At 46.4% G+C, this 23,473-nt stretch carries 34 protein-coding genes and 1 tRNA gene; 7 read left to right on the plus strand and 28 right to left on the minus strand.

Annotated features, from left to right (window positions below; all coding sequences use genetic code 11):
- Positions 1 to 11: 11 nt before the first annotated feature.
- Positions 12 to 122 carry a photosystem II reaction center protein PsbM gene (gene psbM / locus SynMVIR181_RS02775; RefSeq protein WP_006854919.1) on the plus strand — a complete coding sequence of 37 codons (111 nt, stop codon included), beginning with the start codon at positions 12 to 14 and terminating at the stop codon, positions 120 to 122.
- A 28-nt stretch (positions 123 to 150) separates the two neighbouring features.
- On the opposite strand, the gene SynMVIR181_RS02780 is transcribed toward psbM, so the two are convergent.
- Positions 151 to 999, minus strand: a complete 849-nt coding sequence (locus tag SynMVIR181_RS02780) for a universal stress protein (RefSeq protein ID WP_186589908.1) — start codon at positions 997 to 999, stop codon at positions 151 to 153.
- Between the two features lie 52 nt (positions 1,000 to 1,051).
- Here SynMVIR181_RS02780 and SynMVIR181_RS02785 point away from each other — a divergent pair, with 52 nt between their 5' ends.
- Both SynMVIR181_RS02785 and SynMVIR181_RS02790 read left to right on the plus strand, forming a co-directional pair.
- Positions 1,052 to 1,501, plus strand: a complete 450-nt coding sequence (locus tag SynMVIR181_RS02785; protein ID WP_186590460.1) for an acyl-CoA thioesterase — start codon at positions 1,052 to 1,054, stop codon at positions 1,499 to 1,501.
- A 32-nt stretch (positions 1,502 to 1,533) separates the two neighbouring features.
- Positions 1,534 to 2,376 carry a DNA-processing protein DprA gene (locus SynMVIR181_RS02790; protein ID WP_255444389.1) on the plus strand — a complete coding sequence of 281 codons (843 nt, stop codon included), beginning with the start codon at positions 1,534 to 1,536 and terminating at the stop codon, positions 2,374 to 2,376.
- 5 nt (positions 2,377 to 2,381) lie between these two features.
- Here the strand turns inward: SynMVIR181_RS02790 and SynMVIR181_RS02795 are convergent, their stop codons facing one another.
- From SynMVIR181_RS02795 to SynMVIR181_RS02900, 22 genes are all read right to left on the minus strand, one after another.
- Positions 2,382 to 2,777: a hypothetical protein gene (locus SynMVIR181_RS02795; RefSeq protein WP_186589909.1), complete on the minus strand. Its 396-nt coding sequence runs from the start codon at positions 2,775 to 2,777 to the stop codon at positions 2,382 to 2,384.
- Positions 2,778 to 3,072: 295 nt separating this feature from the next.
- Positions 3,073 to 3,258: a hypothetical protein gene (locus tag SynMVIR181_RS02800; protein WP_186589910.1), complete on the minus strand. Its 186-nt coding sequence runs from the start codon at positions 3,256 to 3,258 to the stop codon at positions 3,073 to 3,075.
- 215 nt (positions 3,259 to 3,473) lie between these two features.
- Entirely contained in the window at positions 3,474 to 3,770 is a 297-nt protein-coding gene (locus tag SynMVIR181_RS02805; protein WP_186589911.1) for a hypothetical protein, read from the minus strand.
- Positions 3,770 to 4,123 carry a hypothetical protein gene (locus tag SynMVIR181_RS02810; RefSeq protein ID WP_186589912.1) on the minus strand — a complete coding sequence of 118 codons (354 nt, stop codon included), beginning with the start codon at positions 4,121 to 4,123 and terminating at the stop codon, positions 3,770 to 3,772. Before SynMVIR181_RS02810 ends, SynMVIR181_RS02805 begins: the two co-directional genes overlap by 1 nt.
- 190 nt (positions 4,124 to 4,313) lie before the next feature.
- Entirely contained in the window at positions 4,314 to 5,021 is a 708-nt protein-coding gene (locus SynMVIR181_RS02815; RefSeq protein WP_186589913.1) for a hypothetical protein, read from the minus strand.
- A 940-nt stretch (positions 5,022 to 5,961) separates the two neighbouring features.
- Positions 5,962 to 6,711 carry a hypothetical protein gene (locus SynMVIR181_RS02820; RefSeq protein ID WP_186589914.1) on the minus strand — a complete coding sequence of 250 codons (750 nt, stop codon included), beginning with the start codon at positions 6,709 to 6,711 and terminating at the stop codon, positions 5,962 to 5,964.
- Positions 6,695 to 6,898 carry a hypothetical protein gene (locus SynMVIR181_RS02825; protein WP_186589915.1) on the minus strand — a complete coding sequence of 68 codons (204 nt, stop codon included), beginning with the start codon at positions 6,896 to 6,898 and terminating at the stop codon, positions 6,695 to 6,697. The genes SynMVIR181_RS02820 and SynMVIR181_RS02825 overlap by 17 nt, the downstream gene beginning before the upstream one ends.
- Before the next feature lie 222 nt (positions 6,899 to 7,120).
- Entirely contained in the window at positions 7,121 to 7,366 is a 246-nt protein-coding gene (locus SynMVIR181_RS02830) for a hypothetical protein (RefSeq protein ID WP_186589916.1), read from the minus strand.
- A gap of 133 nt (positions 7,367 to 7,499) precedes the next feature.
- Positions 7,500 to 9,833, minus strand: a complete 2,334-nt coding sequence (locus SynMVIR181_RS02835) for a DNA-directed RNA polymerase (RefSeq protein ID WP_186589917.1) — start codon at positions 9,831 to 9,833, stop codon at positions 7,500 to 7,502.
- 229 nt (positions 9,834 to 10,062) lie between these two features.
- Entirely contained in the window at positions 10,063 to 10,572 is a 510-nt protein-coding gene (locus tag SynMVIR181_RS02840) for a hypothetical protein (RefSeq protein ID WP_186589918.1), read from the minus strand.
- Between the two features lie 71 nt (positions 10,573 to 10,643).
- Positions 10,644 to 11,345, minus strand: coding sequence for a hypothetical protein (locus SynMVIR181_RS02845; protein ID WP_186589919.1), 702 nt, complete (start codon positions 11,343 to 11,345; stop codon positions 10,644 to 10,646).
- Positions 11,346 to 11,551: 206 nt separating this feature from the next.
- Positions 11,552 to 12,367, minus strand: a complete 816-nt coding sequence (locus tag SynMVIR181_RS02850; RefSeq protein WP_186589920.1) for a site-specific integrase — start codon at positions 12,365 to 12,367, stop codon at positions 11,552 to 11,554.
- 20 nt (positions 12,368 to 12,387) lie between these two features.
- Entirely contained in the window at positions 12,388 to 12,732 is a 345-nt protein-coding gene (locus tag SynMVIR181_RS02855; RefSeq protein WP_186589921.1) for a hypothetical protein, read from the minus strand.
- Positions 12,729 to 12,974 (minus strand): hypothetical protein, encoded by a 246-nt coding sequence (locus tag SynMVIR181_RS02860; RefSeq protein WP_186589922.1) that lies wholly within the window; start codon positions 12,972 to 12,974, stop codon positions 12,729 to 12,731. The genes SynMVIR181_RS02855 and SynMVIR181_RS02860 overlap by 4 nt, the downstream gene beginning before the upstream one ends.
- 8 nt (positions 12,975 to 12,982) lie before the next feature.
- The gene (locus tag SynMVIR181_RS02865; RefSeq protein ID WP_186589923.1) at positions 12,983 to 13,324 is read right to left on the minus strand and encodes a hypothetical protein; all 342 of its coding nucleotides are present in this window, start codon (positions 13,322 to 13,324) and stop codon (positions 12,983 to 12,985) included.
- A gap of 75 nt (positions 13,325 to 13,399) precedes the next feature.
- The gene (locus tag SynMVIR181_RS02870; protein WP_186589924.1) at positions 13,400 to 13,870 is read right to left on the minus strand and encodes a hypothetical protein; all 471 of its coding nucleotides are present in this window, start codon (positions 13,868 to 13,870) and stop codon (positions 13,400 to 13,402) included.
- 4 nt (positions 13,871 to 13,874) lie between these two features.
- Positions 13,875 to 14,033 (minus strand): hypothetical protein, encoded by a 159-nt coding sequence (locus tag SynMVIR181_RS02875; protein ID WP_186589925.1) that lies wholly within the window; start codon positions 14,031 to 14,033, stop codon positions 13,875 to 13,877.
- 797 nt (positions 14,034 to 14,830) lie between these two features.
- Positions 14,831 to 15,043, minus strand: coding sequence for a hypothetical protein (locus tag SynMVIR181_RS02880; protein ID WP_186589926.1), 213 nt, complete (start codon positions 15,041 to 15,043; stop codon positions 14,831 to 14,833).
- Complete coding sequence (locus SynMVIR181_RS02885) at positions 15,043 to 15,546, minus strand: hypothetical protein (RefSeq protein ID WP_186589927.1); 504 nt, start codon at positions 15,544 to 15,546, stop codon at positions 15,043 to 15,045. The genes SynMVIR181_RS02880 and SynMVIR181_RS02885 overlap by 1 nt, the downstream gene beginning before the upstream one ends.
- 97 nt (positions 15,547 to 15,643) lie before the next feature.
- On the minus strand, positions 15,644 to 16,021 hold the full coding sequence (locus SynMVIR181_RS02890; RefSeq protein ID WP_186589928.1) for a hypothetical protein: 378 nt from the start codon (positions 16,019 to 16,021) through the stop codon (positions 15,644 to 15,646).
- 472 nt (positions 16,022 to 16,493) lie between these two features.
- On the minus strand, positions 16,494 to 16,661 hold the full coding sequence (locus tag SynMVIR181_RS02895; protein ID WP_186589929.1) for a hypothetical protein: 168 nt from the start codon (positions 16,659 to 16,661) through the stop codon (positions 16,494 to 16,496).
- Positions 16,662 to 17,785: 1,124 nt separating this feature from the next.
- Entirely contained in the window at positions 17,786 to 19,108 is a 1,323-nt protein-coding gene (locus SynMVIR181_RS02900) for a tyrosine-type recombinase/integrase (protein WP_186589930.1), read from the minus strand.
- Positions 19,109 to 19,197: 89 nt separating this feature from the next.
- Here SynMVIR181_RS02900 and SynMVIR181_RS02905 point away from each other — a divergent pair, with 89 nt between their 5' ends.
- The 4 genes from SynMVIR181_RS02905 to SynMVIR181_RS02920 are packed head-to-tail and all read left to right on the plus strand — an operon-like array spanning position 19,198 to position 21,226.
- On the plus strand, positions 19,198 to 19,533 hold the full coding sequence (locus SynMVIR181_RS02905; RefSeq protein WP_255444390.1) for a hypothetical protein: 336 nt from the start codon (positions 19,198 to 19,200) through the stop codon (positions 19,531 to 19,533).
- 9 nt (positions 19,534 to 19,542) lie between these two features.
- Positions 19,543 to 20,463, plus strand: coding sequence for a peptide chain release factor N(5)-glutamine methyltransferase (gene prmC / locus SynMVIR181_RS02910; RefSeq protein ID WP_186589931.1), 921 nt, complete (start codon positions 19,543 to 19,545; stop codon positions 20,461 to 20,463).
- On the plus strand, positions 20,460 to 21,077 hold the full coding sequence (locus tag SynMVIR181_RS02915; protein ID WP_186589932.1) for an L-threonylcarbamoyladenylate synthase: 618 nt from the start codon (positions 20,460 to 20,462) through the stop codon (positions 21,075 to 21,077). Before prmC ends, SynMVIR181_RS02915 begins: the two co-directional genes overlap by 4 nt.
- Entirely contained in the window at positions 21,065 to 21,226 is a 162-nt protein-coding gene (locus tag SynMVIR181_RS02920; protein WP_186589933.1) for a hypothetical protein, read from the plus strand. The genes SynMVIR181_RS02915 and SynMVIR181_RS02920 overlap by 13 nt, the downstream gene beginning before the upstream one ends.
- A gap of 49 nt (positions 21,227 to 21,275) precedes the next feature.
- Here SynMVIR181_RS02920 and SynMVIR181_RS02925 read toward each other — a convergent pair.
- The 5 genes from SynMVIR181_RS02925 to minC all read right to left on the minus strand — a co-directional run bounded on the left by SynMVIR181_RS02925 (position 21,276) and on the right by minC (position 23,461).
- A tRNA-Thr gene (locus SynMVIR181_RS02925) sits at positions 21,276 to 21,347 on the minus strand.
- On the minus strand, positions 21,338 to 21,607 hold the full coding sequence (locus SynMVIR181_RS02930) for a response regulator transcription factor (RefSeq protein ID WP_186524659.1): 270 nt from the start codon (positions 21,605 to 21,607) through the stop codon (positions 21,338 to 21,340). Before SynMVIR181_RS02930 ends, SynMVIR181_RS02925 begins: the two co-directional genes overlap by 10 nt.
- A gap of 7 nt (positions 21,608 to 21,614) precedes the next feature.
- Positions 21,615 to 21,899 carry a cell division topological specificity factor MinE gene (minE, locus tag SynMVIR181_RS02935; RefSeq protein WP_186524660.1) on the minus strand — a complete coding sequence of 95 codons (285 nt, stop codon included), beginning with the start codon at positions 21,897 to 21,899 and terminating at the stop codon, positions 21,615 to 21,617.
- Between the two features lie 4 nt (positions 21,900 to 21,903).
- Positions 21,904 to 22,719 (minus strand): septum site-determining protein MinD, encoded by an 816-nt coding sequence (gene minD / locus SynMVIR181_RS02940; RefSeq protein WP_186524661.1) that lies wholly within the window; start codon positions 22,717 to 22,719, stop codon positions 21,904 to 21,906.
- Positions 22,720 to 22,750: 31 nt separating this feature from the next.
- A complete protein-coding gene (minC, locus tag SynMVIR181_RS02945) occupies positions 22,751 to 23,461 on the minus strand; it encodes a septum site-determining protein MinC (protein WP_255444391.1) in 711 nt (236 codons plus the stop codon).
- Positions 23,462 to 23,473 lie beyond the last annotated feature (12 nt).

The raw sequence follows: 23,473 nt of genomic DNA on the forward strand, positions 1-23,473 counted from the left end.
ATTAATCGCCCATGGAAACCAACGATCTCGGCTTCGTTGCCAGCCTCATGTTCGTCCTGGTTCCGACGGTGTTTCTGATCGTCTTGTTCATCCAGACCAACAGCCGAGAAGGTTCCTCTTGATCGACTGCTGGCACAGGTCTGCTCCGGTTTAATTCTTTTCTGGTTCGCGGACCAGAAGAACCGGAGCAGGCGCGTGGACTCGGATGTAGTCGCTGATTGAGCCGCCAAGGAGCTTGTCCAGATCCACAAGACCTCTTGCAACAAGAGGTCGCCTGTCCTGTGACGCGATCACTACGAGGTCGGCACCGATCTCTTCGGCTGCTTGGCAAACACCTCGACCAATGTCCGGATTCGCCACGTGCATTGGTTTCAGTTCAACGCCCATGCTCCGAGCGCGTTGAACTGCGGCAGTCAGCAAGCCGTCGGCTTTGTTGTCTCCTCCACGGGAGGCTGATAAGTCTTGCCTGGCAATGTGAACGCCAGTGAGCTGACCGCCAGGGATGTCGCGAACCATTTCGCAAGCAATCCGGAGTGCATCATCGCCAACCCCAGTTCCGTCAATGGTCACCATGAGCCGATTCACGTGGCGAACGTAGAGGTCATCACGGACCAGCAACATCGGACGTGTTGAGAGCTGAAACACGTATTGGCTGGTGCTGTTGGACAGGATCGACTGGAGGCGACCAAGGCCTCTGGATCCCATCACAATTAAGTCGGCATTGATTTCTTCAGCCACCTTGAGAACGGTTTGCTTGGCATCCCCTTGGCGGATGATCGAATTCACGTCACTCGGATCAAGGCCTAATTGAGTCACCGCCTTGGACAGCAGGCTTCCTGCTGTCGTCCAGTGGTCTTCTGAGTTGACCTTGCCTTGCTCAGAAACCACGTGGAGCAGGTTGATACGAGCTGCTCTGAACCCTGGAAGGTCACGGAGCATCCGCACCATTTCTCCGACATGCCCTTTGCCGGAATCAGCAATCAGAAGATTCTTGAACACGATGAAGAGTTAGGTCTGCTTCAGCCTATGGCTGATGCTCCAGGCCGTGTTGATGGTGACTGAGAGCGTTACGCGCCTTCCTTGGCGATTGAACAAGCGTGTGTTGCCACAACACACCGATCACGGCGGTGTGATGTGGCACGGCGCCTATGTCGGTTGGTTGGAAGAGGCTCGTGTTGAAGCACTCGCGGCGGTAGGCCTGCCCTATCGACTGATGGCGCTTGAAGGGTTGGAAATGCCAGTTGTTCGCTTGGAGATGTCCTACAAGCGAGCCCTCATGCATGGCGACCAGGTTGTGCTTCAAAGCCACGCACTTGAGCCAGAGGGTCCCCGCTGGCGCTGGCAGACGCAGCTGTTAAGGGCCGATGGTAATTGCGCCTTCGAGGCCCATGTGGCGTTGGTTTTGGTCCGTCTCAACGGAGACAGGCGTCAGGTTTTGCGCCGCCCACCAGCGTCTGTTGCAGGAGCGCTAGAGCTGTTGATCCAAGGACCGTCCCAATAATGTGCTAGTACATTTGTACTTGCTCTGAGCTGTTGGGAGAGCGTGGCTGGTGGTGGCTGTGGATCTCATGTCCCGGACTCGGTGTTGCCAGGATTAGGGCTCTTAGGGCTGTTGCTCAAGCCCATCAGGTGACCTTGGCAGAGCTGTGGTCATGGCCCCTCTTGCGTTTGCAAGCAGCCCTGCGCTGGCCCGACTCCTTGATGGCGCGTGTCGAGGCTTATCGGTTGAGCAAAGGGACGTCCCCCAGCCTTTTGGTTCCAGACAATGCTCTGTTTCCCCTGGATCAGGACTGGCCAATCTCGTTCGATTTGTTGAAGCGTCCTCCACTTGCTGTGCACTGGTCAGGGAGGACGCAGTGCTGGCCTTTCTTATCCGCTCAAAAGGCTGTCGCGGTGGTGGGAACGCGCCGACCATCGGATCATGGCTGTCGGATGGCCTATGCGCTTGGTCAGTGCCTCGCCCGTGCTGGTTGGCCCGTGGTGAGTGGTCTTGCTGAAGGCATTGATGCCGCCTCTCACCGTGGTTGTCTTGCAGCGGGTGGACTTCCGGTTGGCATTTTGGGCACGCCATTGGATCGTGTGTATCCGCCTGAGCATGAGGCTCTGCAGGCCCAAGTTGAGGCTGCTGGCTTGTTGTTGAGCGAATGGCCTTGCGGTGCTCGGGTGCAGCGATCCAACTTTGCGTTGCGGAATCGCCTGTTGGTGAGTGTGGCTTGTGCCTTGGTGGTGGTTGAGTGCCCTGAGACAAGCGGCTCGCTGCTATCCGCCCAGATCGCGCGCACTCAGAATTGTCCTGTTTGGGTGGTTCCAGGGGAAGAACCAACATTGAGTAAGAGACAAGGATTTGAGGGAAAATCGATGTTAGAGCGGCGTTAGAGTAGTTAGAGGAGGTTTAACTCCTTCAGCATCTTGAACTTCCTAAGGAGTTTCAGGTCGTCAGAGTCAATTGCAGAGAGGAACTCCTCAGAGGATTCATGGATGACTCCGTTCTCATCTGTTTCTGTTTTGCGGTTCTGAGTGACTTCCACCTTTCGCTCGGCAATGTCTACTGCGTCGAGGAGGGAGTCTTTTCTCATTACTGAGTCACGAGTGGGTGTTGAAGGGAGAACCTCACGGATGTGAGAGTTCTTGCTGAAAACACCCCTGGTTAGGAGTGCTTCCTCAATCAACGCACCACACACCTTGGATTGGGAGAGATTCTCCTCTTCCGCAATCCCTTCAATGATTTCCGCAACGCGGTCTCTTAGTAGGACTTGAACCCTTTTAGAAACTGCCATGGGTAACTCTGTGTGTGTTTAGTGTAGGTGGACTAAAGGAGGTTGTTAGTCCTTGATGCTTTCAACCAAGTAATCCACTGAGACACGCTCCTTTGGGTGACAAGTTTCATCTTGGTTTGTTGCTGTGAATCAAGTTCACCTGAATCCATTAGGACTTGTGCTTTCTGCTGAAGTTCAATTAAGTCTTCAGAGCACATCCTCCTGAATGTGAAATCAGTTGTGTCTCTGGTGATTCGTAAATCCGCCAACCATTGGTTGTAGAGACACGTTGCTTCTTGATTGGATGTAGGTCCATTCATGCAGGAACAAAGACTGTTTCCTTCACGAGATTCAGAACAGACTTCTGACGAGCAGAGAATGCTTTCTTGATGTCTGCTTCTGTAAGAACCTCCATCCCAGCAACTTGCTGAAGACGGATGATTAAATCAAGTGCTAAACCACCACGTTGGAACAGGACACCACGTAGAACGTCAGGTTGCATTCCTAGGAAGTCGTGAACGTTAGAGCGTGGGTTCTTAGTCTCTACTGTTAGTCCTGAGACAGAAGATGGTTTAGATGATGTGGTCTCTGAGTTCTGAGCATCTCGGATTCCATTAAGGAGTTCCTTACGCTTAGACATGGGAACATCGATGTAAATGGGAAGACAGACTCGTGTTCCGTCTTGGGTGTAGTAATCGTTCAGGTGAGAGTTAGCAGTCATTTCTTAAGTCCTCGGGTTTTAAGTTCTTTGTTGTGTGCTTGGTTTAGTCGTTTAGCGTCTTCAATTTCCTTCTTCAACTGTTGACCTGGAGTTGGTTCAGTTCGTTGAACAGTCTTAGGTTTTGGTTTAGGAAGTTTCTGTTTAGATTGTTTCATGTTCATTTCAGACTGTCCTGTGTAAGGATTCACGTCTGGATGTCCACTGCGTCGGACTTCATCCTTCAACCATTGGTGATGGTCTTTAGTGACTCCATCTACATTGGTTACGGTTGTAATCTTTGTGCGTCTTGGCATTACTGAAAGTCCTTAGTAGCGTAAGAAGGACCAGTAACCCTCTTAAGGGGTTGTCCACCAAGTAAGGAAGGTCCAGTAATTGTTGGAGCACCTACAGTTGTCTCAATCGATTCTTGTAGAACTTCAACACAGTAATCTTCTACTTGCTTGTGTTGATGAGAAGCAAGACTGTAAAGCACATCAAACAACTTAGGAGTGACTCGAAGGTTGATTCGTGCTTCATCCAGTTTTAGCAAGTGGTCATTAAATGCTTTCTCATCTGGGTCTTCTACACGGTCATTAACGATGATTCCAAATTCAGGGTCTGGGTTAGTAATGTTACGTGCAGGTTTAAGGTTAGAGTTTTCGTCCATTAGTTTCTTTAGTTTAAATGTGAGAGGTTAAACATTCGACCACCATCGAACCAAACCCTCCCACCATTAGAAGTTGCTCTTCTTCAGAGCATGTCCTTGAGCAATTCACTCTTCCGACCGTAGTAATGTGTTTAGCAAACATTGACTAAAGAAGAGATGGTGGAGGAGCACCAATCATTCATTCAATTAATTAAGCGGGTGCATTCTCAAGGACATTACGGATGAATTTGAATGCTTCATCTTTGCCAAAGGTGTGCATCAAAACATCAACAACATCTTCACCTGAACATTCACCACTGTGGTAAGCAGCAAGACCTTGAGACATCATTGACCCAATCATGTTTCCTTCTTCCTCTTGAACCATTGCTTGATGGTCGTAATCATCAACTAAGTCTTCATCACGTTCATTGAAGATTGGAGAAAGAGTTTCTTCCATCTTTGCGTGATGGTCTTGTTCTTGCTGTTGTTGAGGTTCAGAACGAGGAGTTGAAGGTTGTCTAACCTTTACACCAGACTGTTGGAACTGACTAATCAATCCTTCAATTGCAGGGTAAAAAGCAGAAGGGTCATCCCCCTGCATTACTGAATCAAACTGTTGAACCTGTTCATCATCAAGACCACCATTACCTGCCCATGACAACGCTTGGTCTAGGAGTGGGTAACTCTGGTGAATCGCTACTCGGTAATCGTAATCTTCAGCACGTCCATCACTACCATCAGTTAGTTCTACATCCTGGAAGTTGTTAGCGACGATTCCATGTGACTCATCTACAGAGAAGTCACGATTGTCTGTGTTGTTGCCATGTCGGTTCTCACTGATGGAGAAATCAACGACTTGTTCTTCTCCTGCTTCACCTGAAGTAAAGACTGGGGAGACTGTGTAACCTTGACTAGGCATTGTCTAATCCTCCATCAAGATTCAGAACACGTTCACGAAGACACAAGTAGAGTTGCATTGCTTCGACGTGCGTAAGTGATGCGTGGACATGTTCTCCATCAAAGGAGACATCGTTAGGGTCAAATTCAATGTGATGTGTAACTTCGTCACAACAATCACAGAGTGTAGTTTCAATCATTAAAGTTTAAGTCCTTTAGTTTAAGTAGTGGGTGCAGTTGTTAAAGAAAAGAATCCCAAGATGGACATCAAGAGATTCGATTAAACAACATTTCCTTTCGAACGGTAAGTAGAAAAGAACAAGAGTGTCTAGGCAAAGAGTTGGGTCCACCCTTCCCTCGTCAATGTGAGTCCTAGACAAATGACAATCGTGGGATTTGCACCCACCCGTCAGTCGCTAGCATTAAAACCAACGGACGTTCTTACTGTGATTGTCTGATTACTTCCTTCAGCGCCTTAAACCACCGAAAGTAAACATTGCGGATCGACCTAAGTCCCAACTCAGTGTCGGAATCATTCTCGTTTTTAATGGGGTGAGAAGAATCAAAAAAGACCCCAAGGATTAACTAACTACTGACTCAACACCATTAGGTGAGAGACGCTGACACTCTTCGAGTTGTTCAGACATGGAGTCTTCATTGTTTACTGGAATGAAGAACCTGTCTCCAGTGGTAGAGACAATGTAATTAGAGGTAACGACCACATCTGAAGGGTCGTAAGGGTTAGCGCGTGCCATGATTAATTAATTGGTTTAGTTTCGTGTTACAAATCAGAAGACACCGAAGACGTCCAAACACATTCTCACTACCTCACTCTTACTCTGTCTGTAACGCCAGGAGTAAAGGTTGAGAAGTTCTACCTCATCATCTGTGAGACGAAGAGTTAAGTGATTAGTAGAAGGTGTGTCTTTACGTTTAGGTCTTCCTACTGAAGAAGACATCATTTAGACTTTCTGTTTGTAGAATTTAGATTCTTTGTAGAGGTCTTTACGTTCATTGAAGTTAGCAATGTAATCACCTTCATGGAGACCATTGAATTCTGGGTCGTAGTCAGTTGCTAGGAAGTCAAACCAGTCCTCTTGGTCTTCAGTAAAGACACCATCAGAGAAACAATCCTCTTCTACCTCTCTACCTGGAACAGGTGAAGTAGAAAGACCAAAAGGGTCAGTAATTAAAGAAAGAGCATGTCTTACATTCTCAAGTTGAGAGTAGTGAGTAACTCTAAAGAGTCTTTTCTTACTACCATTACCACTTGGAACAAATGCGAGGACTGTAAGAAATCCAGCATTCAGTAATGCATCAACTGCTTTACCAACCTTCAGTTTACCAAGACTTAGTTGAGATGCTAATCCTTTGATTGACCATTCAGTAGTCCCTCCAAAGTCACTTCTTTCAGACCAAGGCAAATGCTTTCTCTTGTCGTAGCATCTGTCTTTGTAAGCACTCTCGTAAAGTAGTGCGTAAACTTCTACAGCACCAGGAGTCTTAAGATTACTGACTTCAAGAATTGGTGGGTAGGAGTTTAGTAGGTAAGTGCACTTCGATGGTTTGGTTTGTCTTACTGGGTAAGTCCTGTAACCGTTCTGACTTTCTTTTCCTGAACAGTCTTCATTCCCTTCGATGTGTGGATTACGGGTGAACACAGTTTTACTCGTGTTCCATGTGGACCCCATTTTCTCACTCTTTTTCATCATTAGGTCCAAAGAGTGTTACGGATGCTGCCCATCCTGTGTCTTGTTTCTGTGTTGTGTAAGGGTTACCTTGTTCCACTCTTCCGTAGATGTTGTAACCATTAGTGTCTAGGAGTTCTACGATCTTTTCTTGAAGTTTCCTGTCTCCGTAGAGTTTCAGAGAAACTTTGTTTTCAATCTTTTTAGTCATTAGTTTGGGTGTAATCTGTTTTCGTTTTCCCTTTCACGGGTGAGGTCCGGACCTGAACAGTTTTACTCGTGTTCTAACTGGACCCCATTTTTTGTTAGTTAGTCTTCTGCGAAAGTAAATCGTTCTTTCCAGTAATCGGAACCACGAGGAATGGCACCAATTGTGCGGAGAACCTCTCGGACTCCGTCACTGGTTGAGGAGTAACCGGACATGGTTGACCAGTCATCCAACCATTTCTGTTCCTCTGAAGTCAAAGGAAGGGTAATCGTAGTCATTGTTTACTACCGTGTTCTGTGTGTAATGGGTGAATCGTTCGTTGTGTTGTTCAAACACTGGTGCCAAGACTTGATGTAATGTTTCGTCCACTTCGTCGAAGGTCTTCTCACCTAATCCAACATCAATGTAAGGGATTAATTCAATCTCATTGTCATCGTTGAACCAATGTTTAAAGGAGTAATTTGCTTTCATTTCTAAGATTAAAAGTAGATGATTTCATCTCTCTGTAGTGCTCCCTGGAGACCGACTGCGGGGCAGTGGATTACAAGGATGAGGGTAATTTCTGGGTCATTTTCGGGTAGGTTTCCCACAAAAGTGGACACGGTTAACAGAACAGGTAGGGCGATTCAAGAATTTGGTCTAAGTCAATGTTTCCGATTGGAGGTAGTCCAACTTCATCAGTCAAACCATTGGAGTCCAACAGTTCTTCAAAACATGGTGAAGTCACTACATTGTGCATTGCCTTTCTAAAGTGAGGAATGACAGAACTAAATTGTCCACTTAAACAGAAAATGCAGTCGTGAACTGTGAAGACAGGAATCTCTTCAGGAACACCCAAGATTCCTAATGTCATCACTGCACCATCTAAACTGTGAGTAAAGTTAGCGGCAATTGCTGATTGATTCTTAGAGAGTTTTGGTTCTCCTTCACCAGTCTCGATGTAGGCAAGACCTTCACTTGAGATTGAAAGTTTGCCGTAATGACCTCCACCAGCAGCGTAAGTCTTGACATCGATGAAACAAGATTCTCTGTAGTCTTGAGTGACAAACATCCCTGAAGGTGATGTCCAAGTAATCTTCTCTAATCCCTTCTTTAGAGCAGCACCAGCAAGTTTCTTGAACCATTTGTTCAATTCCATGTAATCAGGGAATGCAATCTCCATTCCTTGAATTCCTGCTCTACAAAGGATGGTTAGGTCTCCCCGATGAATCTCAGGGATTGTTCCTTTCTTCACCTTCTTAGCGAGTGCTTGTCTGATGTTCCCGTGTCGTGTTCTGACTGTTGCTCCGTAACCACAAGTCATTGCTTGAGTCTTGTTTACCGCACGGTCATGAACTGAAGGGTCTACTTCAAAGACATCACGCTTTTCAGTTTGTTTGTCAGGTTTCTTGTCAGCATTCCATCTAATCCTGTCTTCCTCACGTCTTTCTAACTGGAGTTTCATCCAGTCTTTGTTCTCTAGGAGAAGTCTTGCCTCCCTAGCAACCTCTCCGTAAAGGTCTTGAGGTTCTTCAGTGATTAGAACATTGGTGAATCGTGCTGCTTTCTCATCTCCAATTAGTGCGGAGAGGATTTGAACACCAGAGCAAGTCTGGTCACGTCCAAAGAACACGTAGACCCGATGTCTCTCACCAGTAACAAAGACTCTGTAGAACTCCTCACAGAGCGAGAGGAAACAGAAGGGTTCATCAGCACTCATCCAATGGTCATTTGCCATTGGGTTGAGAATCATCGTTTCAAACTCAGGATGTGAGGTGTAACTCATCGCCCAAGTCAGTCTTTCAAAGAAGTCTTGTTTGTCAACACCATCAAATGCACCAGCGGTAGCAATTGAAATCAACAAATCTCGTTTAGTGTCTTCATTGATTCCCGCTCCCTCAGCACTGATTAACAATGCTTTAGCGTAGTCAGCACCCTGAGGTGAAAGACCACTAACAGAAGGGTAAAGACGACCTCTTGTGTCTAGGAACCATGGGAAGTAGATGCGTTCTTCATCTCTGAATTGTTCAGCGATGTTGATTGTCCTTCCACTTGGTTCAGACCTCTGCTCATCAATCTTCTGGTCATGGTAAGCACTAGACAACTGTCTCATGACTTTCTTGTAGTCATCAGATTCCTTGTCGAGAGTAGCGATGTAGTCAGAATCAACTAAAGGGAAGTGTTCATCCTCCCAGGAGTCCTTCTCGTAGGTTCTAAACGAACCAATCTCCCAACTCTTACGAATCAGGTCTGTTTGTAGTTGAAGGATGTAAGGATTGATTCTGAAAGGAACTCTCTGTAGTTTGTTGAGAGCATCAATTACTAACTGTGATGGTTCGCTACCTGCATTCCAATGAATCAGATTTGCTGCCATCCTGTTGATTTGAGTAAGGTAACCACCCCTCTCCTCAAGTGACCAGTCCAATGGTTCGCAAACCATCGGCAATGGTTTCATTGAATCCTTGTTAGCAAGGTCTTGAATCTTGTCTCTGTAGAGGAGACCAGTCCTTGTGAATCCAATGTAACAAGCATCCTTGTGTTTTTTAGGTTTAGATTCCCTGTTAGGGTCCATGAAATCAGGTTGTCTCTTTTCAAAGAAACCTTCACCAGTCTCATCAATTGACAGACTCATCACTGCCTTTAGTAGTAATGAACCTAACCTGACATGAGACTCAGCATCCATCCATTGCCAGGTCATCTCCTCATGGTTGTTTAACGCAACCCTCATCCCATTTACTTTCTTGTCGTAACGTCTTACAGGGTCGTGTAAGTAGTAACGAGTCAGAGTCTTGAAGTAGTTAGGGTCGGCATCCTCCATGTAGGCAATGAATGCTTGATGTTCTACTTGTTCGCTAATCTCACATTGGAGTTGAGTAATCTTTGCACCCAAACTGTGACCTCTTCCTAACTTGTCAAGGATTACAGAGACAGTAATGTGTGCCATCATCGCTGATGTCATCCAAGTCTTCATTCGCGTGAACTCAGCAACTGCTTGTCCTACACGTCCTCGTGATTGGATGTAGTCCTCATGTTTGTCTAACCAGCGAACAATGGAAGGAACCAGAACGGAGCGCAATCCTCTTGCACCATCTGTCTGTGAACCTCTTCCACCTGTTTGGTTCTCTTGTGTCTTCTTAATTGACTTACCTAAGAAGTGTTCTCGTTGCGCTTGTTCCCTCTCTAACTGTCTACGTTGCGAGGCAGAAAGTTCGCATGTCAATGAAACATTCGTTTCCGAGGTCTTCTTTTGTAAGGTGTCTTCTTTGTTCTCGTTCAATCGGGTCTCTCCAGTAGGTGTTAGTTGGTGAATGTGCTTTCCTCACATCACGTCGCGCAATCTGATGTTGTTCAGATGGTTTCCATCCAACGTCTTTGAAGAATTGTTGGAAGTCATTCCACTCTTCGACCATTTCATGTCTTGCTTTAATTGTTGCCCAGGTTCTGAATTCAATCGATTCACCATTAGAGCAACCACCATGTCTAAGTTGTGATTTACCCAACAATCGACCGGTGTCTTTCTTTAAACATCCACAACTTTTCTTCTTTCCAGATTTAAGTTTTGTTGTGTCAACTAATGCCCATGTTCCACATTCGCAGACACAGAACCAAAAGTTCTTACCATTCATTCTTCCTGCGTGACTGTCAACAGTCAGTCTTCCAAAATTTTTCCCAACTAAATCTTGCACAGGTTGAGGCATTCATTACTTTCTCATTAGGTTTACAAAAAAGGGGGAGGGAAACCACTGCAGTTTCAGGTCCCCCGTGTTACTTACAGTCCTGCTTTACGTTTGAAGTTGGCAACACGTGAACGCAACCAACTCTTCTCCACTCCTTGAATTTCTGCAATTTCCTGCATCAGGTAACCCTCGTTAAAAAGGTTAATTGCGTGACAGTTTCTCAAGTCGTTAATTGTGTAACCACTACCTGCGTAGTAGTTAGTCAAGTCATTTGCTAAGTCACCAGCATTGTCTGCTGTTACTTTGCCAACGATGTTCTGAATGTTTTCAATGACCTCACCATTAGGGTCAAGTTGATTCAACCAATCAGGGTCAAACTTAACTGACCTTGGGGAAGGATTCTCTTGATTGAGTTTTTCTCCGATGACGGCAACACCATCCTTTAGAAATTGCAAGTCATTTAGTTCTCTTAGAAGGTCATTAGGTGTAAGTCCAGCGATGTAGGCAAGACACTGAAGTGCTCGCCCTGATGGATTTAAGATTGATTCAAAGTGTTCAAAAGCATTTTCTGGTTTAAGGTAACGACCTAATTCTTGACTCGGTTCAACAACCTTTTGTGATGCTTTGTCTGCAATCTCATCAAACTCTTCCTTGTAATGACTTCCAAAGTCAACCTCTACAAGGTTGCCAACACCCTTTAAGTTTTTTACCCTTGCGTCTAATGTTGATTGTTTGTTGACTCCATCAAAAGATTCAAGCATCGCGTTGCCAAAGGGAGTTTCAAAGTCCTCCAACGCATGAAGGATGAATCCGTAATGTCGCTTTGATGATGTCCGTGTGTAGTTCTTACTAACGTAATTGAAAAACTCTTCGTTGCTTTTAAGATTAAACATGTTCCTTTAGTGTTATGATTTCAGACATTTTGTTGTCCGCCAGATGTCTTAAGTGACATCCGGTAATTACTTCTAGGGACTTACATCTAACGAATGCCCAGTGTTACTTACAGAAGTGCTAATGCTTCTGCTTTACCTTCAAGTCCTGCGTGCGAGTAACGCAAGGTTGTTGCACTCTGACGATGTCCGAGAGTGTCCATGATTTGAACAAGGTTCGCACCTTTCTTCCAGAGATTAGATGTCGCTGTGTGTCTAAGGGTGTGGAAACATTTCTCCTCACTTACCCTTGCAATCCTCTGAACCTTCCTTAGTTCGTAGAGAATCTTTGCTCCGTTGTAGTCAAAGACTGACTCACCTGTTCGTTCACTGTGTAAACGTTCTACAAGGTCTCTCAGTGACCCTACAAGGGGAAGGATTCTGTCTTCACCTGTCTTTGTGTCGATGAAGGTTAACTCTCCCTTAGAGAGGTTTACATCACTCCATTGGAGGTCTTCAATTTCACCACGTCTCGCACCAGTCTTTGATGCAAAGAGGATGATGTCTTTGATTTCTCCTCCTACTACATCAGAAGCAAGCAACATCTGCTCAACCTCTTCATCTGTGTAGAAGACATCCTTACCCCTAGGTTCCTTGAGGTTGCTGAACCCAGGTTTGTGAGTGATGTGATTGAACTGTTTCATCACCGTCAAGACAGTAGACAACGCTGAGGTGATTCGGTTCACTGTTGCGGGAGTCTTTCCCTCCGCAGTAAGACACTCCTGAATGTTGATGAATGACATCGCATCAATCTTCTCAACGTCCACATCACCCAACACATCAACGCAATGCTTGCTGTTAATCATCGCTGTCTTGTAACCCTTAGCAGTTGGTTTCCAAGCGCGTCTGACTTGCGTAGTGAACTCAATCGCTTCGGTTAGTTTCATGTAAAAATTTTTCGTAGTGTTTAGTTGCCTTGAAAGGAGAGGTAGTCCATTACCGAGTCCCTGATTAATCGTTGTTTAGAGACACCTGCGTTAGTTGCAAAGTCAGTCAATGCGATTGCATTTTCTTGGTAGAAACTTGTCTTGATTGGTTGTCCAGGTTCCCAACATGAACGGTCTCCACAACCATGTTGTTTAGTAGTAATGATTCCTGCTTCAAGGAGTGAATCTCTTACAAGGTTCTGTGGGTTTACATCCAACCATGAGTAACGTTCTCCACTTGGACTTGTCGCTTGCGTTCTGCAGTAAGCAAAGATTTCATCTGCAATGTCACCTTGAGGTGTAAAACTTACTGTCTTAAAAGTCATTTGCTTACCTCCATGGTGTTGGTTTCTTCAAAGGGATTGCCTACCCATTGAGTCTCGTAATCTCTTACGAGTCCCTGAATTGTTTCTCTTACCTGTTGTCCTTTCTCCATCGTGTAAACCACCGCAGTGATGATGTAAGCGATGTAGACAGCGACCTTGCGAGCAAAGTCTTCAATGTGGATGGAAAGAATCTCATCAGAAAGATTCAATGCAGCGGCATTGGTGAATGATTTGATGTTCATTTGTTTAGTTAGTTAGTTAATTGGTAAGCAGTTAAGTCTTGTTGGAAGTTGACAATCTCTTGCGTTGTCATTGTGTCAACAAAAGACAAGACACTAAACACGGTTGCTTCTGTGTCTTGTGGAATGTTCTGTCTAAACCAGATGATTAGTTGACCTAAACAAACTCGTCCAAACTTGATGTCTTTGTCTTCAATGCCACCTGCAAACTTCACCACTTGCTTTGCTAGTAGGCGTGACGCTTCTGGTTCATCTCTGAGTGCATCCTTCACTTCCTCGTAGATTCTTAGTCCATTCTCTACAATCTCTTTGAAGGTAGGTGCTTTAGGTTTACCAAATCCTTTGAATGTCATTTTGTCCTTTAGTTCTAATGTTTACTTCGCCGTTACTTGCTAATGCGCTACGGACTTGCGAGCGCAGGTGATTACTTAACCGTCACCGATTCCTAAGTAATCTACTTGAGACAATTCAAAGCAACGATTACAGAACCACCAGAACGCATCTAGGTTTGCTTCTTTAGGGAAACAGTTCGTTGAGTAATCCGGTAGGAACTTGACTTCCTTTAAGTCAAAGTCCAGAGAGTAGACACCCTCACATTCTTCAATCTTGTCAAACACTTCCTTAGTTACATCATCCTTAAAGGTGATGATGCCAACAAAGGTAATGTCACACATCTCTGTTTCATCTTGGATGAAGTCCAGGGAGTTCTCTGTTACCCATTCAACAATCTTCTCTTCATCAAGTTCTAAATCCTCAACCTCCTGGTAGTTGTCACAAAGGTTGTAGTAGAACTGTGTCTTCTCTTCATCTGTTAGTTTGTCAATGAAGTCTTTTTGAACACTGTAGTCTTTCAAGTTTGTGTAATCAGTGTTGTCCTTGATTTCTTTGTAAGTTGTCATTAAGTTAAACTTCTCCCTTTTCTAAGTCCAAAAGGAAATCAATCAATTGATTGTAGAAATCTCCGTAGTAGTTCCTTGCCATCTCTTTTAGTTCTTCATTCAATTCAAGTTCCTCAATGAGTTGTGTTCCTCTGAGGTGAACTGGTTTGTTTTGTTCTTTCATTAGTTAAAAGTTCCATCTAAGAATTGTTCAGCAATTGACTTGCTTACGTGTTTACCATTCACCTCAAACTTGTAAACATCTCTGTCTCCGTAACCATTACGGAACTCACAAGAGATTACGTTCTTACCAACAAGTTCCATGTGTAACTCTCTTGAATCTTCACTTGCCTTTACCTTCATTTCATCTGTAGTCATTAGTTAAAAGTCCTTTAGTAGTAGTTAGTTACCAAGGGTTTAATGTCTGTTGGTTAGACAAATGTTGTATCGAATGTGTTAGTTAGTTAGACTTTTCTTTGATGATTTGATTCATGATGCCTGTTAAACAATCAGCAAGGTTGTTCATTGCCTCCAACCTTGTTTCACCTGTGTTCTCCATTCGTTCAGACAACATCCTCTCGATTGTCTTAGTTTGCTCAGTTGTAAGTGGAGAGTTAGTCATTAGTTAGTAATCCTTTAGTTAGTGTTAGTTAGTGCGTTCGTAGAACGAACACTACCAAGGGTTTAATGTCTGTTGGTTAGACAAGAGTGAGGTAGCGTCCAGGATGTAAGAAACAGTTGGAGTTACCTACGAATCACCACTAAATGTTGCTTAGTGTGAATGTTACTCAACACCCCTAATCTCTAAACTCATGTTTACCTCATGAGTAAGCAATTCAAGGTGGTGAATGATGTGGTAGAACCAGTAAGGTTGTTCTACTGTTTCAACCCTTACTACATCTCTTGTGAAGTAGAGAGGTTCGTAACCCGCATCACGCAATTGTTGTTCTGCGTCTTTTTCAAAGTAGAAATTGTTGTAGTTCATTGGGAATCTCCAAGTAATTGATTTACCGCTTCATCAGTTAGTTCCATCTCACCAAACAACCCATTCAACATTTCCAATGAATGTTCGGTTGCCTCTTCTTTTGTGTTACCCCATTTCATCTCTCTTTCGATGTTGTCTTTGAGAAATGTTCTCATCATTTCAAAGGTTTCTTTTTCTTCATCGTTAATGAATTCGATTTGGTTACTCATTAGTTGTTCTCCTTTACATCATGTGGATGAGTAGGAACCCACACCTCAATCTCTGAGTAAGGAACACCATCACCATCTAATGTTTCAAGAGCAATGAATGGTGTGTTCTCATCATTCCAATCAGTTGGTAACATTCCAAAGTAATTTTCTACATCCTTCTTTGCTTCTACAACTTGTTCATTGAAGAACACCTTCGCTTCCTCTAATGAATTGAACTTCTCAAGTTCAGTGAAGTGTTCACCATCCTCGCTGTAAACAATGTAATCCATTTCATCCTCAACATCTTCTCTCTGTGAATTAAGGATGGGGTAACAATCAATCATCTCATCCTCAGAATCCTCATCTGTTCTTTGGCGAAGGGTTAACTCTTCATCCATCGATGTGTAATCATCATCTAATGCTTTCTCTTGTTCCCACAGTTTACTAATCTCCTCAAAGGATTCTGATTGGTAAACGTGTTGTGTTTCTCCACTTGATTGGTGAAGGTAGATTGTGTAAATCATTGTTCTGGTTCCTTTAGTTAGTTTGGTTCATTTGTTGGTTGATTCAATCCCCCATTCAGGTGAATGATTCTCTTCATCACTCACCCGTTCAGGTGATTCAACCTTTCTTGCGGTTACCTCTCATCACATCCGCATCCGTTGCGTGAACCTCATTACACCAGAGGTGCGATGGATTCGATAATGGTTGGTGAGGGTAACTACCATCCTTTTGGTAACTCGGTTGTGGATGGGTTACCACTCCGATGAGATGTTGAGGTGTTGGTTGGAACTCATCCTCCCTTACCTCATCTCCTTTAACTTTCTTTTTTAATTCTTCAATCCTCAATCCCCACTCCTCATCCCATGGTGTTGGTGTTACAACCCTGGATTTCTTAGGGAGTGATGATTCATTCCGTGGTGCGGAAACTCCTCTCAGCGCATGTGAACCGCTTCTGAGGTTGTTTCTACATCTCCGTTTCTCTGCGTTCTTGTTCATGGTTCCTTTGGTTCGTGGTTTTTAATCTCCCAAGGGTTTTGAGTTTGTTGGGTAAACCTTTTGATTTCCACGGGGGAAACCGCTACTAATCGTTCTTCACGCTTTCGGGAACCTCAATCGCCGGGTTACCTAATCACTTCGCTCATCTCCCAGGTAGGTGATTACCATCGCGTAGATGGTGCGGTTCCCTCTGGTGGTTCCTTTCGGTTGTGTTCTCTCGAACCCGATGAGTTTGTTGTTGGTGGTGGGAGGTGGTTCCTCTCCACTCCCTACATCTTACACGATTCTTACCCACAATGGTGGGTTTTGTTGTGGAACGTTACACGGATGTGTGTTGGTTCTGAAGGGAGGAGAAAGGGTGAACTCTCTCCACTCCCTACATCTTACACCATTCCTACACACATTACAAGGGGTGTTGTTCCAGTTCGTGATGTGGTTGTGTAGGTTCTCATCCACCTCTCACTCACCTCACTCACTCCATGTAACCGTTCTCCTCTACCTCAAATTCCAAATCCGCTAACGCATCTAGCGCATCCATCAGTGGTGTTCCATCCATCTCATCCCACGCTTCATCACTGAGTGAATCCCGATGGGTTTGAAGGAGGTAAACCAACCGATGGGTTAGTTCCTGGTTGTTCATCCTTTGGTTCTGTAAGTTCTGGTTACCAAGAGAGAGCGAACACGCTCCATCCCTTGGTTCCACCATCTTAACACATTTGAACCACAACTGTGTAGGTTCTGTTGCGGTTCTTAACGAAGTGGTTCATCTCTGTGTGTAGGTTGAACAAACCCTTAGTGTGATTAGTGTGAATTCTCTACGGTTACTTCCTGTTCAGTTAGTTCACCTAACCCCTCTGTAATCCTCTACAACAGTGTTCACTACTCTCTGTGATGGATTGTTCATTCAACGTGTTACCACGTGTTGTAGTTCCTTCTACACATCTTAGATGAAGTGTTAGTTAGTAATGGTGTCACTGTGTTACTTAGCGATGAACAGTAAGCATTAGTTTGTCTAATCAATCAGGGTAATGTTGATTACATTTAGCAATGGGAAAACGGAAACAGATAATGAAACAAAGAAACAAACAAATGAGAATGATTCTCAAATTAATTACATCATCATCACATCATTACCCGCTCGCTTCGCTCGCTCCCCCGCCAATTAATTAATTAGTGCGGTGATTAGATGAGCAATCTACTCGATGTTACTCAGCACACACAGTAGGCAACACATTGCCCTGGTAATCCGCCCGTTTTACAGTAACTACCCTGCCCACCGGGGGTGTTACAAACTCCCTGATTAAACGATTAGGGTTCAGAGATTTTTGTTATTTTTTAAAGGGACTGTAGAAGGACCTGTAAGAGTAAATGGTTAGCAAAGGTAATCTACTACCTTCCATCTTTTACAGGCACCTTGTAGGACCTAATTCAGGAATCAGTCCCCCACATCCCAGTGTTTAAGGGACTCAGATTTGGAACTTTCTGATGTTCCTCTCCCATTCATCACGCTCTTTAGCAGTTAAGTCTCTACCAGGGTTAGCAAGGAAGACCATGCGTGGTTCATTCCTCCATCCTTCAAGGATGCGTTCGTCTTTCTGTGAGCGAGACTTCGCTCGCACTTTTGTTCTTTTCATCTAAGGTTAATTAGTTCTAATTTGTTCTACCCATTCAGTAACTCTTACATTTCAAGTGTCAAAAAGACACAACGTCACAGGTTCTTCCATTCACTTCATCTGGTGAAGTGTTTAATGGGTTCTAATCGCTTCATTCAAAACCTAAATCAATTACTTTTCTACCTTCTCTCTTCTGTCCAATTGGCAATTCAGTTAATTCTCTTGTCTTTCTTCTTACATCTAACCTTGCGTAATGCTGTAACAGGACTTGAGGTGAATGACCAGACATCATCGCTAACTCTGCGATTGGTGTCCCTCGCATTAGGTGGTCTTCTACAAATGTAGAACGCATGGAGTAAATCGTGTAAGGTTCATCACTTGCCCAATGACCTTTAAGGTTCAACTTGTCTACACATTGCTTCCAAGTTCTGTTGAACCCTGAATGACTGTAGGGTCTGCAATGGTTGTAGAAGTTACCGAAGACATGTGCGTCTTCATTGTAATCAGTGGATTTAAACCACTTCTCATTGTAGGAACGTTGGTAAATTCTCCATTCCTGTAACTGTGTTCCACAATTAGCAGGGACTTGTCTAGGGACTCCAGTCTTGGTGTCTCTTGCTGAAATCTCTGCAACGATGTGAGGTCTTGTGTCTGTTGAAGATGAAGACCTTGGACCTAGGTCAATCAGTTCGATGTTCTTCCATTGTAGTTTGTGTAACTCAATTGGTCTTAACCCTGAGTTCTTAGCAACCATGATGAAGGTGTAGAACTGTTTTCTCCAGTAATGAATCCTGTGACTTGGGTAGTTCTCTGCATCTTTTAGGTAGATGTCTTTAACGTAGTGCCAGATTTTGTTCCAATCATCAGGACCGATTGCTGGGTTAGCAAGTAGTTCGTCTTTCTTGATTTTAATTGTAGGAACTAACTTCAGTCCTGCAACATCAGATGCAATGAGACGTTGTTGCTTTAGGTAATTAAGAAAGCAAGAGACTTCTTTGAGTTCAACTTTTACAGTGAGACGCTTTGCACCTTTCCTGTAGTGTTGGTAATCATTAAATGTGTCTTCTTTAATTTCTTGTGTCTTTTGTAGTCCTTTGCTTTCTAAGTAAGGAGCAACGTGATTGTTCAACAGTAGTTTACGTTTGTAGACTGTCTTCTGTTTGATTTCATCTAGGTCAGCACGTTTCTGTGATTCCAGTAAGTAATCAGAGATTGCTCGTCCGATTCCTGTTGTTCTTTTTCGCTTCTTTACTGATGCAAAGATTTTTGCAACGGGTGTTCTGAACTTGGTGTAACAGTCAATTGATTTCTTCTTCGCATCTTCAAGGGTGTCTACCCCTTCAATTTTCATTGACCTGTAACGTCGTTCACCCTCTACCAGTTCTCGGTAGTAGAAGACATCAGGTCGTTCCTGGTAGGAAAGGACTTCTCCGTTCCCTTCAAGGACAGAGACCTTCTGATGGAGTTTGGGCAAGGGTCTCTCTCGGACCCCTGAATGTTAGAGCAATTGTTAGAGTAAGTCCAGTTCTAACCTTGTAAAACCCTGTGTGTTACTGCAAGTGCTTGGTTCCAGGGGATGCGCTGCGTTGGTCTTGTGAGGGCAGCAATGCTTTGTTGCAGGAGGGGGCAACGCCTTTGTTATCGCCTGAGTCATTGCTGGCTGCCCTTGGACCAGGACCGCTTGCCGCCGCGAGGTCTGCGTCGATGCCATTGGACCGATCCCGGTCTTCAGCAGAGCGGAATCCTTCACTTCTGCGTTGCGTTGATGAAGGGCTCACGCTTGAACAGCTGTCTGCAGCACTGAGCTGCAGTCCAACGCAGGTGGCCCATGAGTTGTTGCAGCTTGAGCTCGAGGGTGTCATCGAGCCCAAGCCTGGTTTGCGTTGGCGGTCCGTTTAATCTGATCCCATGGGCGTGATTCGCTGCAAGGGAACAGATCTACTGGTGTGGAGGCGTGAGCTGATCCGTCGGGGTGGACGCGCTGTGGATTTGGATTGGCTGCTTTCGATGGCCGCAGATTGCTCTTGGGGTGATCTTCAAAAACTACGAATTTGCCCAGATGTTGAGATCGAACTGAGTGCCCCGTTGCACGACCTCACGGATCTTTGGACTCGGCATTGCGATCAGCACATTCCTCTTCAGCACTTGGTTGGCCTTTGTCCATGGCGAGATTTTGAGCTGGAGGTGTCGTCCGACGCCTTGATCCCCCGTCAAGAAACTGAGCTGCTCATCGACTTCGCTTTGCAGTGTTTGCCAGAGGATGCATGCCATCTGGAAGGGATCTGGGCCGACTTGGGAACGGGCTCTGGAGCTTTGGCGGTGGCTCTTGCCCGTGTTCTCCCTCACTGGCAGGGGCATGCCGTGGACTCCAGTGCCAGTGCGCTTGCTCTTGCTGAACGCAATCTGATGGCCCTCGCTGGCAACAGTGGTTGGCAACTCCATCGCGGCAGTTGGTGGGAACCGCTCAAACCATGGTGGGGACAGTTTGGCCTTGTGCTGAGTAACCCGCCCTACATCCCAACGGCTGTGATGGATGAACTCGAGCCCGTCGTTAAAGACCATGAGCCCCATCTGGCTCTGTGTGGCGGTGGTGATGGACTCGACTGCTGTAGGCAGATCATTCGGGATGCCCGCAAAGCATTAGCGCCAGGCGGCTGGATTCTCTTGGAACACCACCACGACCAGAGTGCGATGGTGCTGGAGTTGCTCACTGATGCAGGTCTTGAACGGCCAGAAGCCCGTTATGACCTTCAGGGCATTCCCCGCTTTGCTCTTGCTCAGCGAGCTTGCCAATCCATAACTTCCGATCTGTCGATGGAGGAACGATGACGATCAACCCTCTCAATCTGTTGGATCGCGACGGTATCAATGCGCATTTGCGTGCTGGGGGCGCCGCCCTACTCCCAACAGACACCCTTCCAGCACTGGTTGCGGCGCCAGAGCAGGCGGCTCAAATTTGGCGCTTAAAAAAACGGCCCCAAGACAAGCCGTTAATTCTGATGGGTGCTGATGTTGAAGGGTTGTTGTGTCATGTCTCCCCAGCTGCTCGAGCTGATGCCAGTTTCCTTGCCCAACGGCACTGGCCAGGGGCCCTCACCCTGGTGCTACCAGCTTTTGGTCCCGTTGCAGAAGTCCTCAATCCTGGAGTGGCAACCCTTGGTTTGCGCATCCCAGCTTGCAAGGCCATGTTGGATCTACTGCGTTGCAGCGGTCCGCTTGCCACGACCAGTGCCAATGTGTCGGGAGAGCCCTCGAGTCGAACTGAAATAGAGGCGGCTCGAGCCTTTCCAGATTTGCCATTGCTTTCACCGATCCCTTGGACTGCCCCGTCCTGTCAAGCGAGTTCAGTGATTGCTTGGCGAGGACCTCAAGGCTGGCATTGGCTTCGCAGAGGCGCTGTGATGCCAGCAGGAGTAGTGAGCCTTCCTGAATGCTCTGGTTGATTGCTTCGTTGATTTTGCTTCAAACCGCCATTCACTGGCTGTTTGAACCTGTGGTCCAATTGCTCACGCCATGGCTTGGTTTGGACGTGCTCCCATGGCTATTGGCCATCATTGGGATTTGGATTTTTACAGGTCGTTCAAGCCGCTGAGCTCACCGTGGAGCTGCAGAGCTGAGCGTGATGGATGGATCTTCTCTGAAGCCGGCTAACGGATTTGAACCGATGACCTTCGCTTTACAAAAGCGCTGCTCTACCACTGAGCTAAGCCGGCATTGAAGGGAGTTTACCGCTGCACGTTCTCGTGGACTCCGAATGGGTGCGGAGCCACCACATTGAAAGTTCAAGTCGCGACCGGCAACCACTTTTATCGAGTGCGTTGCTGATGTGACTTTCAACCGTGCGGATGCTCACCACCAGCCTGGAAGCAATAGCTCGATTGCTAAGCCCCTCCAGGAGGAGTTGGACCACGGTGATTTCTGCGGGGGTGAAGGCTTGCTCAGCCATGGGTTCTGGAACTGCTTCCAGAACCATTCCCCCTTTAATCAGATTTGGGATTGGTTGATGCAACCGGTCGACGAAACGGCAAGTTGGCAACAAGGGCCGTTACACGATCTTCGGTTTCCAGGCTCACATCGCCTTCCTCCAGATCAATGTCAACGTACTTAGCCACTACTTCAAAAATTTCACGACGCATTTGGTCGAGAAGCTCAGGGCTCAGGTCACTGCGGTCGTGCGCCAGAACGAGTTGAAGCCTGTCTCTAGCAGTACTGGCGCTTGCTGGTTGCCGCCCCAGCAATTTGTCGACGAGGTCACGGAGAGTCATCGGTTCAGAAGATCTTCGTTTGCATCAAGCGGCGCACTGTGGCCCGAAGGCCCGAACGCTCCTTGGAAGGATCCAGCAATGGGATGTCTTCTCCTTGAAGGCGGCCAGCGATATTGCCGTAAGCCTTGGCTGCTGGTGATTTTGTTCCATTCAGGGTGAGAGGTTCACCTCGATTGGTGCTCACGATCACCTGCTCATCTTCCAGCACTAATCCGAGCAAGGGGAGAGCCAGGATATCGGTGACGTCATCCACAGCCAACATCTCTTGATTGGCCATCATTTTGGGCCTTACCCGATTCAGAACGAGCTGAACTGGGTTCACCCCATGGGTGTTGAGCAATCCGATCACGCGATCCGCATCACGCACAGCCGACACTTCAGGAGTGGTGATCACAATCGCTTCACGCGCTGCGGCAACGGCGTTCTTAAATCCGTCTTCAATGCCTGCGGGGCAGTCGATCAGCACGTAATCGAAACGTTTTTCAAGCATGGAGGCAATGGCCTGCATGTCTTCTGGTTTGAGCCACTCGAGCATCCGCGGGTTGCCAGCGGGTAACAACGCCAGATTGGGAACTTGCTTGTGCTTCACAAGGGCCTGGTCCAAGCGGCAGGTCTCGGCCAAAACCTCTTGAGCTGTATAGACAATTCGATTTTCGAGTCCTAGCAGCAAATCAAGGTTCCTCAAACCGAAGTCGGCATCCAAGACAACGGTGCTGGACCCACGCTGGGCCAGGGCAATTCCCAAGTTGGCCGTCAGGGTGGTCTTACCGACGCCACCCTTGCCGGAGCAAATCAGGATTGTTCGCGAATTTGACGTCACGTTGTCGCGGTGGATTTGGCCAGGTTAAGGGCTAGTGCTCTTGATTGTTCGAATCGGCAGAAAGCTCTTGCATTGACAAGTCACTGCGGGGATCAGCAGGCTCGATCGAAATCACTCCATCCACAATCCGGGCTTCCTCCGCAAGTCCAGGTTGGGGTTTCTCCTCTGGTCCCCTGGCTACTAGATCCGCAATTCGTAGCTGCAGGGGACGGAGTTGTAATGCCGTGATGCGTGCATTTCGATCGCCTTCAACTCCTGCATGGGCACAGCCACGAAGGCGTCCCCAGATCAGAACGTTCCCCCCGGCACTGATTTGGGCGCCAGGATTAACATCGCCAATGAGCAAAACGTGGTGGCGTGCTTTGAGGTGGTCTCCCGATCGCAGGGTTGCACGATGCGTCAATAGGGCTGGGGCCTGCTGTTCTTCAGGGCGATTAGAAAGCGAATCAGCAAGCTGCGGGGTGGTGAGCTGAGCTGGAATGCCCAGGGCGTTGGCGCTGACCACGGTGAGGGGATTGCAGCTTTTGATCGAGAGCAATCGACATCTGCGTTCTTTTAGTTGAGCTTGAAAGGCAGAAAGCACCCGGCCATTGAGTAACCACTCGCCGCTGTCCAATTCGAGATCCTTGCCCTCAAGGCCATTGAGTTGGTCCTCCAGGGTGTCTTGCCAAGGGATGTGCCGATTGGTGGGCAGAACCAGGCGATGGCATGCCGCTTGAAGGGTCTCTTCGGTCAAAGCCACCGACGTGATCAA

Origin of the sequence: Synechococcus sp. MVIR-18-1 (assembly GCF_014279835.1) — a bacterium.
Classification (GTDB): domain Bacteria; phylum Cyanobacteriota; class Cyanobacteriia; order PCC-6307; family Cyanobiaceae; genus Synechococcus_C.